This window comes from Thiocapsa marina 5811 (assembly GCF_000223985.1).
GTDB classification, from domain to species: domain Bacteria; phylum Pseudomonadota; class Gammaproteobacteria; order Chromatiales; family Chromatiaceae; genus Thiocapsa; species Thiocapsa marina.
The window spans coordinates 171,639-188,775 of sequence record NZ_AFWV01000005.1; the positions used below are offsets into that span (position 1 = coordinate 171,639).

Below are 17,137 nucleotides of genomic sequence, written 5' to 3' on the forward strand. Positions count from 1 at the left end.
TCTCCACGACAGGTTACGCATTCGAAGCGCAAGAGCATCGTGAAACCGGACTCCCGAACCGCCATGCGACACCTTATCGACGAGGTGCGCGCAGCGATCCCGTTCGACGCGGATGATGCGCGCGTCTGCAGCGGTGATTGCGCCGGTTGCTCGCAGAAGCTGTTGGACTATCTGGAGGGAGAGCTGGAGGCCTGGCAGCAGCGGCTCGCCGAGGGCGACCGGCCAAGTCTTGCAGACCTATCGCGTCTAGCCAAGACCGCTCGCAAGATCCATCGTGTATTGGTGCGAAACGGCATCCTGCCCAGGGTGGCTGATCGTGGATAGCGGGGAAGCTTGCGTTGGCCTGTGCCTAGCCGGCCGCCTTGTCCGGCAGCTGTCGGCTGAGCTCGTCGTAGCGAATATTCAGGCGGCTGTTTTTCTTGGCGGCCTGGCTCATCGTGGACTCCGGAGACGGAAGGCACCCAAAACTGCGCCGTACCTACGCACATGGCAGGCCGGCGGCGGTGCATCGGCACCGCGCTGATTGGGTTGGGGATAGCAAGAGGTTCTCCCGCGATGACACGAAGTGGTCCTCGAGCCCGATCAGCGGTCACGTGGCTCAAGTATCGCGACGGCCCGGAATCGACCTGAACCTGACGCCCGGCCGACGCGCTCCTGCGGCGGCTCAATTCGCTTTAGTCCAGGGACAAAAGTCATAACCCTCGTCTCTCGCACCGGCGATGCATGGTCTGAAGCAAGATCGCTTCCGCGCGATCGGCGACGAAGATGCGTGGCGCCCCTGTCGGCACAATCTCGGAGTCGGCTTTGTCGATGCGCCGTTGTAACGTTGCTCACAGCGGACCGATCGTGCGAGGGACCACCAGCGGCGCCGAGCTGGTGTTCGCCGGTCGGCTCACCGAGGCCGACCAGGCGCGCCCAGCCAGGGGCCTGGCACAGAGCTGCCCGATTGCCCGGCACTTCCCAGCAATACGGCGGGCGGTCAAGGCGTACCGGGAGACAGTGGCGGAAGAGACAAAAAGCCCGAAAGGAGCGCTCGCTACGGGAAAGTGTTGCCCACGGCCGCTCTTGTCCCGCCGCCTGAGTGCCCCGTCCAGAAGGGCGGGTGATCGCCCGGGAAGGGGCGGGCGAGGGTGCTGGAGGGTGGTTCACCAAAGACACTGCGGTAGTGAGCAGCCAGGCGACCAAGCTGGGTGAACCCCAGATGATAGGCGAGATCGGTGACCGTCGATTCCCCCGCGGCGCTGGCGAGCAGGGCTCGGCGCAGGGCATGGACGCGCAGCTGCCGCATGAAGACCCCCGGGGAGACACCCAGATTCTTGCGAAAGGCGTACTCCAGGGCGCGGGCGCTCACCCCGGCCGCGGCGCACAAACCGCCAAGCTCCAAAGTCGTCAGGTCGGCGTAGCGAATCGCCTCGATCGCGCGGTCGTAGCCGCGCAACCGCTGGGTCTTCGGCTTCGGCAAGGTGCGCCACTCCGTCGGCAGGACGCGCGCCGCAAATCCCCGCACCAGCTCCCGCTCCAGGGCGAGCACGGCGGCGGGATACCGGAGCATTTCCGGCGACCCATGCACGCGCGCCAGGAGCCCGTTCATCCAAAGGCCCAGGCCCCGGACTGTCTCGGCACAGGCGGGCAGCACGCGTGCCGCGGCCCTGGCCTCCAGCAGCTCCACCTGCTCCGGGGGTAGGTGTTGGCGCAGCAGCGACCGCTGCACCAGGAACAGCAGATGCTCTTGGCCCTCGTCGAGCACCGCCTCCAGCCCCGTGGGCAGGGTGGCGGGCAACCCGCGCTCGTGCAATGGCCGTCTGAAGTACGAGGTCTGACCGCCAAGCTTGACCGGTACCGCGCAGGCGAGCATCCCCTCGGGCGAGAGCGCCTGAACCCGAATCCGGGTCGCGCACGACTCTCGGTAAAGAATGCAGTTGGGCGTAGCGAGGAAGACCTTGCGGATCCGAAAGGGTCCGCTGCCGATCGGGGTGCCGATGACCTCCCAGGGCTGGGCGCTACGCTCCCAGCAGCAGGGATCGTCGCTGTCCTGGATGCCGGCCAACGCCAACGGGGTGCCCCGCCTGTCCTTCAGATCGATCCCAGCCGAAGCTGTGCCCGAAAGCACTGCGCCCATTTCCTTCTCTCTTCGCAAATCGAATAGCGGCCCAGCGAAACGATAGCCTATTCTCCGCCTCGGTGTCCTGCGGAGACTGCCCGGTGCCGCGTCGGATCGGTCAACAAGCCCGCAAGCGCGACCTTGGCGCACTCTGCTCAGCAGCTCCCGACATCCGAGATAGAACCGGACGATGCCGAAACCGACGGCATCGCAGCCCCTTCATGGGCACCGGCGTCAACGCTGAGCAGAAAGCGAGCCCTGCCGAGGTGTGGCACGAGAATCCAGTCTCTTCGTTTTCGTACACAAGAGACTCTCCCAACCAGTGCTGTCGTTCAAGCACCCGGAGGGAGGCCCACCGATCTCCCTCATGAAAGTTGACGATCGAATGTGACCGAGCTCGGCCGCTGGCGAATCTCAACCGCAACCGTGCTCAACCTGAACCCAGAGAGGATTCACATGATGCAAACAGAGGATCCGCAGCGGCACCGCCGTCACCGCTTACTCGGCGCCCTCGGCCTGACCCTGACCGCGCTCGGAGCCCTGTCCTTAGCGGGGGCGGCAGACAAACCCAACATCCTGGTCGTCTGGGGCGACGACATCGGCCAGTCGAACATCAGCACCTACACCCATGGGCTGATGGGCTATCAAACCCCCAACATCGACCGCATCGCGTCTGAAGGCATGACCTTCACCGACTACTACGGCGAGCAGTCCTGCACCGCCGGGCGCTCGTCCTTCATCACCGGCCAGAGTGTGTTCCGCACCGGGCTCTCGAAGGTCGGCATGCCGGGCGCCGCCGAGGGCATGCAGATCCAGGACCCGACCATCGCAGGCCTCCTGAAGGCACAAGGCTATGCGACCGGGCAGTTCGGCAAGAATCACCTGGGCGACCAGGATTCGATGCTGCCGACCAACAACGGTTTCGACGAATTCTTCGGCAACCTCTATCACCTCAACGCCGAGGAAGAGCCCGAGAACGAGGACTATCCGAAGGATCCCGAGTTCCGCAAGCGCTACGGCCCGCGCGGCGTCATCCATTCCTGGGCACTGCCGGACGGCACCCAGCGGATCGAGGACACCGGCCCCCTGACCAGGAAGCGCATGGAGACGGTGGACGACGAGACCTCGGACCGCGCGCTCGGTTTCATCGAGGAGCAGACCAAGGCCGGCAAGCCCTGGTTCGTCTGGTGGAACGGCACCCGCATGCACTTTCGCACCCACGTCAAGGACGAGCTGCGCGGCATCTCGGGGCAGGACGAATACTCCGACGGCATGGTCGAGCACGACATGCACATCGGCAAGTTCCTGAAGAAGCTCGACGAACTGGGGATCGCCGACAACACCATCGTCTTCTACTCCACCGACAACGGCCCGCACATGAACACCTGGCCGGATGCGGCGATGACACCCTTCCGCGGCGAGAAGAACACCAACTGGGAGGGCGGCTGGCGCGTGCCCGCGATGGTGCGCTGGCCGGGGCACATCAAGCCCGGCACCTGGAACAACCAGATCGTCCACCACATGGACTGGACGCCGACCTTCCTGGCCATCGCGGGCGAGCCCAACATCAAGGAGAAGCTCCTCACCGGTTACCAGGCGAACGGGCGCGACTACAAAGTCCACCTCGACGGTTACAACATCCTGCCGATGCTGACCGGCGCGGTGCAGGACAGCCCGCGTAAGGAGATCTTCTACTTCTCCGACGACGGCGATATGACCGCCCTGCGCTACGGCGACTGGAAGGCGATCTTCCTGGAACAGCGCGCGGAGGCGACCTTCCAGTCCTGGCGCGAGCCCTTCGTGCACCTGCGCGTGCCGCTGCTCGAGAACCTGCGTCGCGACCCCTACGAGCGCGGTATGGTCACCTCCAACACCTATGACGACTGGTTCCTGGATCGGGTCTTCCTGCTGTCGGCGGCCAAGGACTACGTTGGCCAGTTCCTCATGACCTTCAAGGACTTCCCGCCCAGGCAAAAGGCCGGGAGCTTCAACCTGGACCAAGTGATGGAGCAATTGACGAGTCCAGGCGTGCACTGATCCCGGGGTTGAGCGGCGGACAGGGATGTCAAGCCATCTCGCGAAGGGATCAGTAACGGGTCTTCGCCGCAGGTCACCTGCTCGGCAGCCAGCCAACGACTTTCCCGAGGAGCGATCATGCGCCATCTGCTGACCCTTGTTGCCATACTCGCCTTCAGTCCATTCGCGAGCGCCGGGCCGCTCCCATCCTTGACGGGCGGACGGACGGATCGACCCAGACCGTGATCACCGCATTCGTCGACGGCGTGACGACCGCGAGCAGCCCGAGCTTCGTGCCCCCGGCCGAGCGCATTGCCGTCTTCGACATCGCCTTGGCCACCGGTCTCGTGCTGGCGCTTCCCGCTGCCCACGCCGACGATGCGGCGGCCCTCGCCAAGGAGCTGTCCATTCGCCGGGCCGAGCGATCGCGCGGATATCAACGCCACTTTTCTCCAGCCCTTTGTAACCTACACCACACCCAACGCCTGGACCTTCTCCCTCCAGACCGAGTCCACCTACGATTGGCAGGGAGATCAATGGAACGTGCCGATCGCCGCCCAGGTCGCCAAGTTGACCAAGATCGGCGGACAATTGGTCCAGTTACAGGCCGGCCCGCGCTATTACGCAGCGAGCACGGACACGGGACCCGAGGGCTGGGCCCTTCGATTCAATGTCGTGCTGTTGTTTCCGACATAGGGATGCCTAGGCGACCGTTTATGCCGAGCGGCGCCCGAGGTCCGGACGCTTTTCCGACCCCACTTTGCCACCCCCTTTGCCAACCATAGAGGAGCTTCCCCATGAGATGGCCGATCGGAGCCCGCGCGATTGCTGTCCCGAGGTTCGAACCCGTCAATGCGATCAAGGCGCTTGGCGCAGGCACGCTGTTGCTGGCGTCTGCGTTCGCACTCGCACAGCCGCCCGCCGAGGGCGACACCACCGCGGAGGACCGCAGCGTCCTGCCGATGCCCCTGTCGCCGTTTGAAGGCAAGATCGGCAAGACTTACCAGGACTCCGAGTCCGCCTGGCAGCATCCGCCGGCCGCCCCCGTGGGCGCGCCGAACGTGATCGTCATCCTGCTCGACGACGTGGGCTTCGGCCAGACTTCGACCTTCGGCGGCCTGATTCCGACGCCGAACCTCGACCAGCTCGCGTCTGAGGGACTGCGCTATAACCGCTTCCACACCACCGCCATCTGCGGCCCGTCGCGCGCCGCGCTGCTCACCGGGCGCAATCATCACGACACCGGCAATGGCTTTCTCATGGAGTGGGCCACCGGGTTTCCCAATTACTCCACGATGATGCCGCGCACCACCGCGACCATCGGCGCGGTCCTCAAGGACAACGGCTACACCACTTGGTGGTACGGCAAGAACCACAACACCCCGGATTGGGAAACCACCGTTGCCGGTCCTTTCGACCGCTGGCCCACCGGTATGGGCTTCGACTACTTCTTCGGCTTCAACGCCGGTGAGACCCACCAGTATTACCCGGTCAATCTTCGAGAACACGGTGCCGGTGGAGCCCGACAAGACCCCCGAGCAGGGCTACCACTTCATGACCGACATGACCGATCGGGCCATCGCCCGGATGAAGCTCTCCAAGTCGGTCGCTCCGGACAAGCCATTCTTCATGTATTTCGCCCCCGGCGCCATGCATGCCCCCCATCATGTCACCGCCGAGTGGCGCGACCGCTTCAAGGGCGAGTTCGATATGGGCTGGGAGCAGTACCGGGAGCTGGTGTACAAGCGGCAGATCGAGATGGGCATCATCCCGCCCGGCACCCAGCTGACGCCGCGTCCGGATTGGGTACCGGCGTGGGACAGCCTCAGCGCCGAGCAAAAGCGGCTGTATACCGCCTTCATGGAAAACTTCGCCGGCTTCTTTGCCTTCACCGACCACGAGATCGGGCGCCTGCTCGATGCCGTGAAGGCGCTGCCCGACGCCGACAACACCCTCGTCATCTATATCGTCGGCGACAACGGCGCCTCCGCCGAAGGCGGTCCGGACGGCACGCTCAACGAGATCAAGGGACTCAACGGCCTCTCGACCACCATCGAAGAGATCCTTGCCCACATCGACACCCTCGGAGGCCCAGAGTCCGAGCCGCACTATCCCGTCGGCTGGGCCTGGGCGGGCAACACCCCCTTCCAGTGGGTCAAGCAGGTCGCCTCCCATCTGGGTGGCACCCGCAACCCGATGGTCGTCTCCTGGCCGGCGCGGATCAAACACGACGACAAGCCGCGGGACGCCTTCCTCCATCTGGTCGATGTCGTCCCCACGATTCTGGATGCCGCGCAGATTCCGATGCCAAAGACGGTCAACGGTATTGAGCAACTGCCGCTGGCCGGCAAGTCCTTCCTCGCGAGCTTCGCCGACCCCGGCTTTCAGGGCCGCCCCGAGCAGTATTTCGAGGTCCTCAGCAATCGGTCCATCTACGCCGACGGCTGGAAGGCGAATGCCCAGCACACCCTGCCCTGGCGCCAGGACCTGGCCCCCGGCAATTGGGACAAGGACCGCTGGGAGCTCTATGACCTGAAGGCCGACTTCTCCGAGGCCAACGACCTCGCCGGCCAGATGCCGGACAAGCTCGCGGAGATGAAGACGAAATTCGACGCGGCGGCGCAGCGCTATGACGTCTATCCGCTCGACGACCGCGGGGCGGCGCGTATCGCCATCCCCAAGCCCCTCGCGCCCGGCGCCGATCCCCGGGCCACCCGCTTCACCTATTTCACCGGCGCGACGCGGATCGCCGAGCCCGCCGCGCCACCGATGAAGAACCGCTCCTGGACGCTGACCGCCAAGGTGAAGACGGACGGGGCCAACACCGACGGGGTCATCATGGCCTTCGGCGGGGTCGCCGCCGGCCTGTCGCTCTATCTCAAGGACGGGGTCCCGATCTTCGATTACAACTACTTCGAGAAGCACACCGTGCTCAAGGGCCAGGCACCGCTGCCCGTCGGCGCGACCACTGTCGCGTTGGATTTCGACTACGCGGGCGGCGGCGTCGGCAAGGGCGCGATGCTGCGGCTCAAGGTCGATGGCAAGCAGGTCGCGGAAGGCCGGATGGAGGCCACGGTGCCGGGCCGCTTCGGGATCGACACCTTTGGTATCGGCGAGGACACGGGCCAGCCTGTCACTTTCGACTACCAGCCCCCGTTCCCCTTCACCGGCCAGATCGAAGAGGTCGACATACAAGTGCGATAGCCCGCGCCATCCCTCCCCGGCGAAACTCAGCATGCGATCTGCAGGGCAGCCTGCGGATCGCATCATGTCCTGCTCGCTTCGGGCGACTGAAATCGGCTTCCCTGCTCGGGGGGGAACGCGCGACTGCTCAGTGCTCCCCCTGAGGGTTTGAGAAGCGACTGCATTGAGCGTCGATCCGCTCACCAAACGAAGGCTCCCGGTACCATGAAGCATCAGAGAAGCACGTTCTTGGGCCACACGGCAGGCGGCCTCGCCCTCGTCGTCTGCGCGCTCGTCCACTTGAGCGCGGCAGCCACCGAAGGCGGCACCAGTCACTACCTGCCCGGCGCGGTGGCGACGCTGATCGACTTGGCGCCCACCCAGCCTGGCTGGGTGGTCGAGCCGGTGTACCTCCACTACGACGGTGAGGCGGGAACCAAGAAAACCCTTCCGGTCGCCGGCCTCGATGCCCTCGGCCTTAAGGCGAACCTCGACGCCCTGTTGATCGGCGGCTTCTATACCCTCGATCAAAAGGTTCTGGGGGCGCACTACAGCGTCGGCGCCATGCTTCCCTACATCTGGATCACGGCGGAAGCGAAGATCGAGACCGTCATCGGGAACCCGCGGGTGCGGGACACCGAGGAGGGGCTCGGCGATGTGACACTGATTCCGGTCATGCTCGGCTGGAAAGAGGACTCCTGGCAATACGATCTGGCGCTCTCGGTCTATGCCCCGACCGGGAAATACGAAGTCGGCCGCCTCGCCAATCCCGGGCTCAACTACTGGAGCATCAACCCCATCGCCGGCGTCGCCTACGGCAACCCCAAGACCGGCTTCAACGCGGCCCTGCACGGCGGAGTCATGTTCAACACGGAGAACCCGGACACCGATTACCGAAGCGGCACGCTGATGCATCTGGAGGGCAGCGTCCAGCAGCTCATCCCCGCGGGGAAAGGCTTTCTCACCCTGGGCCTCGAAGGCTTCTGGGTGGAACAGGTGACCGCGGACAGCGGACAGCGTCCGATCCTCGGCGACTTCAAGGGCCGCACGGCCGGACTTGGGCCGGTGCTTGGCTATGTGCTCCCTTTGGGTCAACAGAATGTCGTCACCGAGGTGCGATGGCTCCGGGAGTTGGATACCAAGAACCGGCTCGAGGGGGACTACGTCTGGCTCAAGCTCGTCTATCAGTTTTAGCCGGCGCGCGCGCCTGACACCTTCGCGATCAAGGGGTCAACATTTCGCTGCGTCATCGTCATGCAGGCGAGCGGCCCGGGGTACCTTCACGGCGATCTGCGACTTTCCTCTGGGCAGAGAATCCTTCCCGGCAAAGTCGGCCGTTCCAGGCTGAGTAAGTTGTCGACGAAGGTCGGACGGCCATCGCGCAGGTAGAGGCCGGGGCCGACTTCGAGGCCACCCTCGGTGACGATCATGCCGTTGCCGCCGCCTTCCGGCAGCTCGATGTCGGCGGTGATGGTCCAGGATTCGTTCAGCAGCAGCGGCGAGCTGCTCAAAGGCAGGCCCACCACGCACGGGTAATGGACCAGCTTTTGCCAGGAGACGAGGTCTAGACTGATGCCTTTGGGCTAAGGCGAAGGGGCAACACCATCGGCCGAGCAAGACTCCCGGGGGAGTATCTGTCGCTCTAGGCCACGGCGAGTGTCCGCTGCCCGGTCGACTGCGGACCCCGGCTGGCGCGGCACCGGTGTCTCCAACGGGTCGTTATTTGCCGCCGGTACAGCAGCCTCGACTTTCCGCCCAAGCGTCGAACAGTCGCTCGGCTTGACCTGACTTGCGATGGCTCGCGGATGATTGTGGGTGCGCATTGTGGGTCCACGGGAAGCCTCGAGGCGAACGAGAATCGCGAAACCGCTTGGTGGATTGGCGACGGTGCCATCGTTCGGCATGGTCAGTGCGGATGAGAGCGGGCGCTCCCTGTGACATGGCGTGAGCGACAACACCCTGCGTTGTCGGTCCCGGGGACCTGGGCTTCAGGAGCATCCGTCTCGGTTGCCTGCCCCAGGCTTGCGATCTCTCAACGCACCCTACCGGCATTGTGGACCTATAATGCGCCCCCTGAACGCTCGGACGGCCGCATGAAGCACTCCAGGGGCCGTTCGACCCCCGGATTCAGGCCACAACAGGACAGAGAGACCCATCATGCCGATTCCAACGCAACAGGCCATCGACGAGGCCTTCGCTGCGCTCGTCTACGATCGTGACGAGCGCAAGGCGCCGGATGCGCACCGCAGCAGCAAGTTCCGGGTGGGCTGGGCTGCCGCGCTGGAGGGAAAGGTGTACGAGCCCGAGAAGCTCGAGCGTTTGACCTGGCTCAACCTCGGCTATCGCCTGAGTCGGCACTTCGGCGCACTGACGCCGGAGCAGATCGATGTCGTGTACGACTACTTGGCGGCGAGCTGGCGGGAGCCCTGCGTGGCTTGACCGAAGCGCCGCAGCCGCAGGCTGTTGGTGACGACGAAGAGGCTCGACACGCTCATGGCGGCGGCGGCGAGCATGGGGTTGAGGAGCCACCCGGTGAGCGGGAAGAAGACGCCGGCCGCGAGCGGGATGAGCGCGACGTTGTAGGCGTAGGCCCAGAAAAAATTGATGCGGATAGTGCGCAGTGTCTTGCGTGCCAGCGCGATCGCGGCGGCCGTGCCGCGCAGGTCGCCCTGCATCAGGATGACCTCGCCGGCTTCGACCGCGATATCCGTACCCGTGCCGATCGCGATGCCGACATCCGCCTGCGCAAGGGCCGGGGCGTCGTTGATGCCGTCCCCGACGAAGGCGACGCGACGCCCCTCGGCTTGCAGACGCTTGACCTCGGCGGCCTTGTCCGCCGGAAGCACCTCGGCGAGGACGCGCGTGATGCCGACTTGGCGAGCGATTGCCTCGGCGGTCCGGCGCCCGTCGCCGGTCAGCATCCCGACCTCGAGCCCGAGCGCACGCAGTTGCGCGATTGCCTCTCGGCTGCCGGCCTTGATGGGATCCGCGACCGCAAGAACCGCGATCAGGCGTCCATCCGCCGCGACATAGATCGGGGTCTGGCCTTCCGCGCCGAGGCGCTCGGCGACCTCGCTCGCGGCGTCCAAAGACACCGCCAGCCGCTCCATCCAACGCCGCGCACCGACGGCGATCCTTTGCTCGCCGACCTGGCCCTGAATGCCGAACCCGGGCTCGGCTTCGATCTGCGCGACCTCCGGCAGGGTCAATCCCCGTGCCTTGGCGTCCGCAACGACGGCAGCGGCGATCGGATGCTCGCTGTGATGCTCGACCGCCGCCGTCAGAGCCAGCGCCGTGTCCTTCTCCATACCGTAGGCGTGGAGCGCGACGAGTGCCGGACGGCCCTCGGTCAAGGTCCCGGTCTTGTCCAGGACGAGGGTGTCTACGCGGGCCAGCGTCTCGAGCGCGGCACCGTTGCGCACGAGGATCCCCAAGGCCGCGCCGCGTCCGGTCGCGACCATGATGGCCGTCGGCGTCGCGAGCCCCATCGCGCAGGGGCAAGCGATCAGCAGCACGCTGACCGCGGCGACGAAGGCATAGCTCAAGGCCGGCTGCGGACCCAGCCAGAGCCAGACCGCGAAGGTCACGAGCGCGACGAGCATGACCAGGGGTACGAACACGGCGGCGATCCGGTCGGCGACTCGCTGGATCGGCGGCTTGCCGGATTGGGCGTCCTCGACCAGCCGGATGATCTGCGCCAGCACCGTCTCCGCACCCACGCGGGTGGCGCGGTAGCGGAAGGATCCCGTCTGATTGAGCGTGCCGCCGATGACCGCGTCTCCGGGATCCTTGCGCACCGGCACCGGCTCGCCGCTGATCATGGATTCGTCGACCCGACTGCCGCCCTCGGTCAGGGTGCCGTCGACCGGGATGCGCTCCCCCGGGCGCACCTGGATGACGTCGCCCGGAACGACCGCGTCGGCGGGGATCTCGATCTCGCCGTCCGGGCCGATGATGCGGGCGGTCTTCGGCTGGAGGGTCACCAGACGTCGAATGGCCTGCGAGGTTCGTCCCTTGGCGACCGCTTCGAGATAACGCCCGAGCAGGATCAGGGTCACGATGACCGCGGCGGCCTCGAAATAGAGATGGACCGTCCCGGCGGGAAACACCCCCGGAAGGGTCAGCGCCAGCAACGAGTAGAGATAGGCCGCGCCGCTGCCGAGCATCACCAGACTGTCCATGCCGGGGCTCAGGTGCCGAAGCTCGGTGAGGCCGCGTGCGAGGAAGCGCCGCCCGGACCAGAAGAGCACCGGGGTGGCCAGCACCAGCTCGAGCCAGGCCCACAGGCCCTTCGGTGCCAGCTTGGCCATGAGCGCATCGAGTCCAGGCACGACCATCGGCCCCATGCTGATCAGCAACAGCGGCAGGGTCAGGGACGCGGCGACGCGCAGATCGCTTTTGAGTCGGCGCAGCTCCTGCGCCTTGCGCGTCTCGTCCGTTTCGGTGCGTTGCTCGGGCGTGGCCGGCTCATAGCCGGCCGCGCGGATTGATTGGGCGATGCGCTCCGGGCTCACCGTCGCGGGGAGATAGCTGACGGTCGCCGATTCGGTCCCGAGATTGACCGTCGCTTCGATGACGCCCGGCACGGCCTGAATGGCCCGTTCCACGCGCGCCACACAGGACGCGCAGGTCATGCCGCCGACGCCGAAGGTGACCGACTCGAGCACCGGCTCGTAACCCGCGCTGCGAACCGCATCGAGCAAGGCCGGTACGGTCGCCTGATCGTAGCGCACGACTGCGGTGCCGGCCGCCAGGTTGACCGTCGCGGATGCCACGCCCGGAGCACGGGCGATTGCGCGCTCCACACGCGCCACGCAGGATGCGCAGCTCATTCCCCCGACACCGATCCGGACCTCTTGTGTCATGGGTCGACCTAGCTCTAGGCGCCCGTCGGGGCGAACGGGTCGGTGACGAGGTCGCCGTCGATCATCCGCGTAGGGGAGCCGCAGCTCTTGCGCCGTCGGGCCTTGCCGAACTGCGCGAACGCGGCTTCGGCAGTCAGCTCAAGCAGACTGACCCGGACCAACGTCTCCGAAATGGCAGTGAAGTGCATCGTCGATGTCACGGGTGTTTCGAATGTCCCTCTGCCTTCGACAACAGAAAGAGGTTCGCGATCGCCATCGGCCATTCCGAGCGACGATTCTCCGGAACCTGTGGCGGCGACACCTGTCGGCTTGGATCGATCCCTCGCGGTACGCGCCGGGGGCGTCCAATTGCCGGATCTTGGGTGGCGCGGGCGAGGATGATCTGGCTCTGGGCGAGATTATCATCGCCTAGAGCGAGCCATGGGGTTGCGTAGTCTAGCCCTGCCGATGTCCAAAGCGTCGAATGCCCATAAGCAACATGACCAGGGCAAGCAAACCCGCCGTCCACACACCCAGTGTTGGAACCGCCACCCCGTGGCGCCCACGGAGGAGAATGACTTCCCAACCCCCTAGCGTCGGGCGCAGCGCTTGCGCCGTCGATGCCGTGCCGTCGTCCTCGGCAACCGGGGCCGCTTGTTCCGCCAAGAGGTTCATGGGGTTTGCGGTACCGATCCAGAGCTCGTCGCCCGACACCATGGCCCGGATCCCGTAGTTGGCAACATTTCCGATACCGCCGATCGCCTCGGGTAGCGCATAGCCGGTCGTGTCGTCGAACCGATAGATATCGGCCCCCGGGAAGATGAGCGGAAAGCGGATGGCAGCCAAGTCCTCGGGGTCGATGGTGTCCATAATGCCGCTGTCGATGATCGCATTGATCTCGTCTCGAAAGGCGTCGGAGGCAAACAACTCCGTGCCCAGGAGAAAGGTCCAGTCAAAGGTCCCGACGAATAACCTCCCATCGTGTACGGCCATGGTCCAACTGTAGAGATTGAAAAAATCGTTGAAACCGGAGTAGCCGAGCTGAGGCTCCGGATTATCCATGTTGTTTGGAACAAAGTTGACGTAGGTGCGCGACACCGGGTCATAACTGGGTAGGATCGGCATCCCGTACACGAGCTCGACACTGCTGCCGCGCATTCGGAACACGCTTGTTGCGCGGTAGGTTCCTAGAAATGCCCCTAGGATCTCGGTCGCATCCAGAGAGCCGCTGCGATCTGCGTCGAGGTTATAGTCGGGATTGCAGGTCGTCACCCGGCAGAGCTCATGGGTGCGGAGTGCCGCGAAGATGCCGCCGACCGGAAAATGCATCGTGCCGAAGTACAAGTATCCCCCGAATGATGCCATTGCGCCGCCCGCATAGCTGCGTGCCGTGACGGCATCGGGCTCGTACTCGTCGAATCCGAATTCGCGAATGAAGCTGGCGCTGCTGGTAGGTAAGCTGCCGTCCGCGCCGAGTTTCGAGGGACTGCGGTAGATACCGGGCACGACCCCACCGCCGTTGCGCACATCGGGCCAGGTACTCACGTACAGATAGCCGTTATGCGCAGCGGCAAAGGCGGCCTGCTGGCTCGGCACGGTGCCGACGAGGGCGAACGTCAAAGGGCTGCCCATCGAACCGCTCCAGCGCAGAATACTGCCGTTGCCGGAATTGTTCGCAACCGTCATGTATAACTGATCTCCGATGCGTGTTATCCCGCGAACGTTGTAATAGTCGGAAAATTTCCGGCTGCCCAGGAAAGAGCCCGTGCTTGCTCGAAAGGCAAACACGTACACGGCGTCTTCGCTGTGGGCGGGGCCGGCCAACAACACGACATCGTTTAATGCGCCGACCGCGCGCAGCCCCATCGTTTTCTGAAGATCGGCAAGCCCGGAGCCGGACAAGGTCGGTTGGACAGTGGTCCGTTTAATCAGGTCGTATCTGTAGATTTCGGGCAAGCGCCAGTCGCTCATGCCCGGCACGCCGGCTTGGCCGGCCGCGCCTTCGCACACGTAGGCGTTGTTCTCGGTCGTGAGCTGAATACCGATTGTATCCTTGAAAACGGTGCAGATGGCGTTTGCCAACGTCCCCCACCAGAGCGAGTCGTCCGATTGGGCCATACCCCAAACGTAACCGCCGTTCACCTTCGGGACGCCGCCTGGCTCGCAGGGTGGCGCCGCGGTTCCGTTGCGCGCGTCGCCGATTCCGTAGAAGCAGTCATCCACCGGGGCGTTTGCGACGGGCTCTCGCTCGCGAGGCGGAAAGGCCGCGGTTTCAGCTCGCGCTACGTGATCGGGCGTCGGGGCGTCCGGATACTGTTGCAGCCAGAATTGGTTGAGATCCTGCAAAGCCTTGTCCGGTGTCGCGGCATGCAGAGACCCCGCTGCAATCGAACCGATGGAGCAGCATAGGATCGCGTAAGCAAAGCGTCGCATCAGTTAACCTCTAGCAGCGGATGTTTGGAGCGAGATGACCATGGTAAAGCGGCGGCCGCGAACATCCATGGTATAGGTGTGGGTGGCAATAGGGCAAGAAAATTATGAATTAAGAATAAGTTTGTAAGGTATAACACGAATCGATGACGACACGGTCGAAAGCAAGTTTCGTCAAAGACGGGCCAATTCCGGGGGTATTCAAACGATCGGACGCGGGTGGGGGGATGGTCGCTTCCGAGAGATGCTGAACAGACAGAAATCCGGTTTCGACGACGATTACGCCGAGCTCCTGCCGGCGACGATCGTCCTCGCGGATCGGTCGCTCGAACAGGACGAACAGCTTGCTGGAGACATCCGTCTCGCTACTGCCGGCCCGCGGCGGCCGAAAGCAAGGGCACCAATCCACATCGCGGAGGATGAGCACCGAGGCGCGTCCGATCTAGCCGATCAGCCGTCTGCGCCCCGGCGTTCTTAAGGTGTCGTGATCGAAGGGATTGGATTCGTCATCCTGGCCCGGAAAGATCAGAGTTTGCGCGCCGGTTCCTCGAGCCGGGATCCCGTGGCGGCTGCCCGGAATCCGGGTGTTGGCTCCAGGCGGCGCAGAGAGTGTTGGTCGCCGCCGAAGATGTCGCGCGCAAGGATGCGGATGGCAGCCAGCCAAGCGGTGGAGGCCTCGCAGGCCGCGGGTTGATTCTCCGGATTCCGACAGACGGTCGCCGTGTCACGGTCGGCGATGACGTGCATGCCGGGTAGCGGTCGGATTGCCGGTGACCCGGGCTCGGGTGCAGTGAGGGCCATCATCGAGGGGCGCGCATCGCCCAAGAGTCGCAGGAGCAGCCCGGGGAGTTGATAGAAGGGCAGGTCGCCGGTCTTGACAACGCCGCGTTGTCCGTCGATCAGGATCAAGGGCGTGGAGACGACGGTGCGAAACATCGCGTCGGTGAACTCGGCGCGATTCGAGGCCAAGAGGCCGGATTCCCTGAAGCCGCCGAAGTGATTGCCGAGCGCGGGCAGATGGTCGCCGAAAAGGACGATGAGCCCGTCGGGGTCGAGCTGTCTGAGCTCACGCAGAAACGCCATTAGCTCGCGTGATTTGTAGTACAGGGTATTGGCGTATGCCTCGACGGTCGCGTGGCCCTCGGCCGCTTCGATGACCGCCGGGCGCCGGGCGTTCAACGGGTAGGGAAGATGTCCGAAATAGGTCAGGACATAATTGAAGGCGGGCGTGGATCCCTGCAGCTGCGGTCCGAGCTTGTCGAGCACCTGGCGGTAAAGCGAGGCGTCGCCCAGAAAGCCCTCGTTCATGTCGTCGAGCTCGAAATCGCCGTCTGACCAATAGGTGTCGAATCCGATGCGACGATACGCGTTGACCCGATTCCAGAAAGACGCCGCGTTGGGGTGCGACGCGAACGACCGGTAGCCGGCGCTCGCCAAATGGCGCGGCAGACAGGGGGCTTCGTTGCGCAGTCCGCCCTCGAAGAAGACGTTGTCGCGTTCGACCGGGAAGCCGCAGAGGACCTCGAACTCGGTATTGGCGGTGTAGCCGCCGAAGACCGGCGCGAGCGCATGGGCGTTGCCGGAGGCCGCCCAGAGCGCGCGGAAAGCCGGATCGAGCGGATCCGCCGAGAGCTCGGATGCGCCGAGCAGCATCGGATCCCAAAAGGACTCGAGCACGATCATGTGAAGATTGCGCGTCGGGCCGACGGGTGTCGCGACCTTGAGGACGTCGCTCGGGGTGGATGCCCCGAGTCGCGCGAGCGCCTCGGCGACCTCGCCGGCAGACGGTGCGGCTTCGCGGCGCGCCCGACTGCGCACGCCTTCCTGAAGGAGTTGTAAGGGGAGACCGCGAGCCTCGAAGTTGCCGCGCTGATTCCAAACCGAGTGACCGAACTGCTTGTCCAGGGCCCGGCTCGCCGGCTCGGGGAAGGCGCCGAGCAGGCCGACCGCCAGGACGACGATCCCGAGACTGACCCAGGCACGGGCGCGACGCCAGGCAATCATCCACCAGAGCAGGATCGCCGGCACGGTCACCATCAGCGCAGCGCCCGCGAGCTGCCATCCGTCGAGCAGCAGAAACATATTCTTGGCGGCGACAAAGTCGTCCGGCATCAAGGGGCCGCCCAGGATCGACATCTTGAGGGCGTTGCCGAGCGTCAGAGCGCTGAACAGGGCGGCCGTCGCGAGTGCAAAGCGCACGAGGCTGCTCGACATGCCGTAGAGCAGCGTACCGATCATGAGGTGCGCGATCAGGTCGGCCTGAAAGGCCTCGGGGCCGGGACTGACCTCGAAGAGGAGATCCATCACCGCCTGGGCAGCCAGATACCAGGCCGAGACGAAAATCATCGCGATGATCCAGCCGAGGACAAGGCGAAGACCGCGCAGAAGAGGGTTCGGAAGACGGCGTTGATTCATCGGTGCTCGGCTCATCCCAAAGACCCCTTTCCCCGACCGGTCGACGGAGCATCGAGGACGAAAATGAAAATGTCATGGATTAGTCATCAAAGTGTAATACGCGCCCTTATCCCTGACCAGCTCGTGGCCTTTCGGAAATTTTTTTTGT

General features: G+C 64.8%; 13 protein-coding genes and 1 pseudogene. 7 read left to right on the plus strand and 7 right to left on the minus strand.

What is annotated here, in order from left to right; translation table 11 throughout:
- Nucleotides 1-63 precede the first annotated feature (63 nt).
- Entirely contained in the window at nucleotides 64-324 is a 261-nt protein-coding gene (locus THIMADRAFT_RS08505) for a hypothetical protein (protein WP_007192603.1), read from the plus strand.
- A gap of 712 nt (nucleotides 325-1,036) precedes the next feature.
- Here the strand turns inward: THIMADRAFT_RS08505 and THIMADRAFT_RS08510 are convergent.
- Nucleotides 1,037-2,119, minus strand: a complete 1,083-nt coding sequence (locus THIMADRAFT_RS08510; RefSeq protein WP_007192604.1) for an AraC family transcriptional regulator — start codon at nucleotides 2,117-2,119, stop codon at nucleotides 1,037-1,039.
- A 438-nt stretch (nucleotides 2,120-2,557) separates the two neighbouring features.
- On the opposite strand from THIMADRAFT_RS08510, the gene THIMADRAFT_RS08515 reads away from it, so the two are divergent.
- From THIMADRAFT_RS08515 to THIMADRAFT_RS08535, 5 genes and pseudogenes are all read left to right on the plus strand, one after another.
- Nucleotides 2,558-4,138 (plus strand): arylsulfatase, encoded by a 1,581-nt coding sequence (locus THIMADRAFT_RS08515; protein ID WP_007192605.1) that lies wholly within the window; start codon nucleotides 2,558-2,560, stop codon nucleotides 4,136-4,138.
- 291 nt (nucleotides 4,139-4,429) lie between these two features.
- Complete coding sequence (locus THIMADRAFT_RS08525; RefSeq protein WP_199484226.1) at nucleotides 4,430-4,813, plus strand: hypothetical protein; 384 nt, start codon at nucleotides 4,430-4,432, stop codon at nucleotides 4,811-4,813.
- Between the two features lie 266 nt (nucleotides 4,814-5,079).
- Nucleotides 5,080-5,547 (plus strand): annotated as a pseudogene (locus THIMADRAFT_RS28375) (sulfatase-like hydrolase/transferase); the annotation flags it as partial.
- Nucleotides 5,548-5,680: 133 nt separating this feature from the next.
- Nucleotides 5,681-7,321 carry a sulfatase-like hydrolase/transferase gene (locus THIMADRAFT_RS08530; protein ID WP_324603134.1) on the plus strand — a complete coding sequence of 547 codons (1,641 nt, stop codon included), beginning with the start codon at nucleotides 5,681-5,683 and terminating at the stop codon, nucleotides 7,319-7,321.
- A 204-nt stretch (nucleotides 7,322-7,525) separates the two neighbouring features.
- Nucleotides 7,526-8,494, plus strand: a complete 969-nt coding sequence (locus THIMADRAFT_RS08535) for a SphA family protein (protein WP_007192608.1) — start codon at nucleotides 7,526-7,528, stop codon at nucleotides 8,492-8,494.
- Nucleotides 8,495-8,580: 86 nt separating this feature from the next.
- Here the strand turns inward: THIMADRAFT_RS08535 and THIMADRAFT_RS08540 are convergent, their stop codons facing one another.
- On the minus strand, nucleotides 8,581-8,811 hold the full coding sequence (locus THIMADRAFT_RS08540; protein WP_007192609.1) for a hypothetical protein: 231 nt from the start codon (nucleotides 8,809-8,811) through the stop codon (nucleotides 8,581-8,583).
- 646 nt (nucleotides 8,812-9,457) lie between these two features.
- Between THIMADRAFT_RS08540 and THIMADRAFT_RS24620 the strand changes: the two genes are divergently transcribed.
- The gene (locus THIMADRAFT_RS24620; RefSeq protein ID WP_007192610.1) at nucleotides 9,458-9,739 is read left to right on the plus strand and encodes a hypothetical protein; all 282 of its coding nucleotides are present in this window, start codon (nucleotides 9,458-9,460) and stop codon (nucleotides 9,737-9,739) included.
- Here the strand turns inward: THIMADRAFT_RS24620 and THIMADRAFT_RS08550 are convergent.
- The 5 genes from THIMADRAFT_RS08550 to THIMADRAFT_RS08570 form a co-directional block, all read right to left on the minus strand.
- Nucleotides 9,700-12,165, minus strand: coding sequence for a heavy metal translocating P-type ATPase (locus tag THIMADRAFT_RS08550; protein ID WP_007192611.1), 2,466 nt, complete (start codon nucleotides 12,163-12,165; stop codon nucleotides 9,700-9,702). The two genes, THIMADRAFT_RS24620 and THIMADRAFT_RS08550, sit on opposite strands and share 40 nt — an antisense overlap.
- A gap of 14 nt (nucleotides 12,166-12,179) precedes the next feature.
- Nucleotides 12,180-12,428, minus strand: a complete 249-nt coding sequence (locus tag THIMADRAFT_RS26570; protein WP_139052759.1) for a hypothetical protein — start codon at nucleotides 12,426-12,428, stop codon at nucleotides 12,180-12,182.
- Between the two features lie 172 nt (nucleotides 12,429-12,600).
- Nucleotides 12,601-14,262: a hypothetical protein gene (locus tag THIMADRAFT_RS08560; protein ID WP_139052760.1), complete on the minus strand. Its 1,662-nt coding sequence runs from the start codon at nucleotides 14,260-14,262 to the stop codon at nucleotides 12,601-12,603.
- Between the two features lie 424 nt (nucleotides 14,263-14,686).
- Complete coding sequence (locus tag THIMADRAFT_RS08565) at nucleotides 14,687-15,001, minus strand: hypothetical protein (RefSeq protein WP_007192614.1); 315 nt, start codon at nucleotides 14,999-15,001, stop codon at nucleotides 14,687-14,689.
- Nucleotides 15,002-15,099: 98 nt separating this feature from the next.
- Nucleotides 15,100-16,989 carry an LTA synthase family protein gene (locus THIMADRAFT_RS08570; RefSeq protein WP_007192615.1) on the minus strand — a complete coding sequence of 630 codons (1,890 nt, stop codon included), beginning with the start codon at nucleotides 16,987-16,989 and terminating at the stop codon, nucleotides 15,100-15,102.
- Nucleotides 16,990-17,137: the final 148 nt, after the last annotated feature.

Coding starts and splice junctions, on each gene's coding strand:
- THIMADRAFT_RS08505 (WP_007192603.1), top strand. CDS start 64: ATGCGACACCTTATCGACGAGGTGCGCGCAGCGATCCCGTTCGACGCG.
- THIMADRAFT_RS08510 (WP_007192604.1), bottom strand. CDS start 2,119: ATGGGCGCAGTGCTTTCGGGCACAGCTTCGGCTGGGATCGATCTGAAG.
- THIMADRAFT_RS08515 (WP_007192605.1), top strand. CDS start 2,558: ATGATGCAAACAGAGGATCCGCAGCGGCACCGCCGTCACCGCTTACTC.
- THIMADRAFT_RS08530 (WP_324603134.1), top strand. CDS start 5,681: ATGACCGATCGGGCCATCGCCCGGATGAAGCTCTCCAAGTCGGTCGCT.
- THIMADRAFT_RS08535 (WP_007192608.1), top strand. CDS start 7,526: ATGAAGCATCAGAGAAGCACGTTCTTGGGCCACACGGCAGGCGGCCTC.
- THIMADRAFT_RS24620 (WP_007192610.1), top strand. CDS start 9,458: ATGCCGATTCCAACGCAACAGGCCATCGACGAGGCCTTCGCTGCGCTC.
- THIMADRAFT_RS08550 (WP_007192611.1), bottom strand. CDS start 12,165: ATGACACAAGAGGTCCGGATCGGTGTCGGGGGAATGAGCTGCGCATCC.
- THIMADRAFT_RS26570 (WP_139052759.1), bottom strand. CDS start 12,428: ATGGCCGATGGCGATCGCGAACCTCTTTCTGTTGTCGAAGGCAGAGGG.
- THIMADRAFT_RS08560 (WP_139052760.1), bottom strand. CDS start 14,262: ATGGCCCAATCGGACGACTCGCTCTGGTGGGGGACGTTGGCAAACGCC.
- THIMADRAFT_RS08570 (WP_007192615.1), bottom strand. CDS start 16,989: ATGAATCAACGCCGTCTTCCGAACCCTCTTCTGCGCGGTCTTCGCCTT.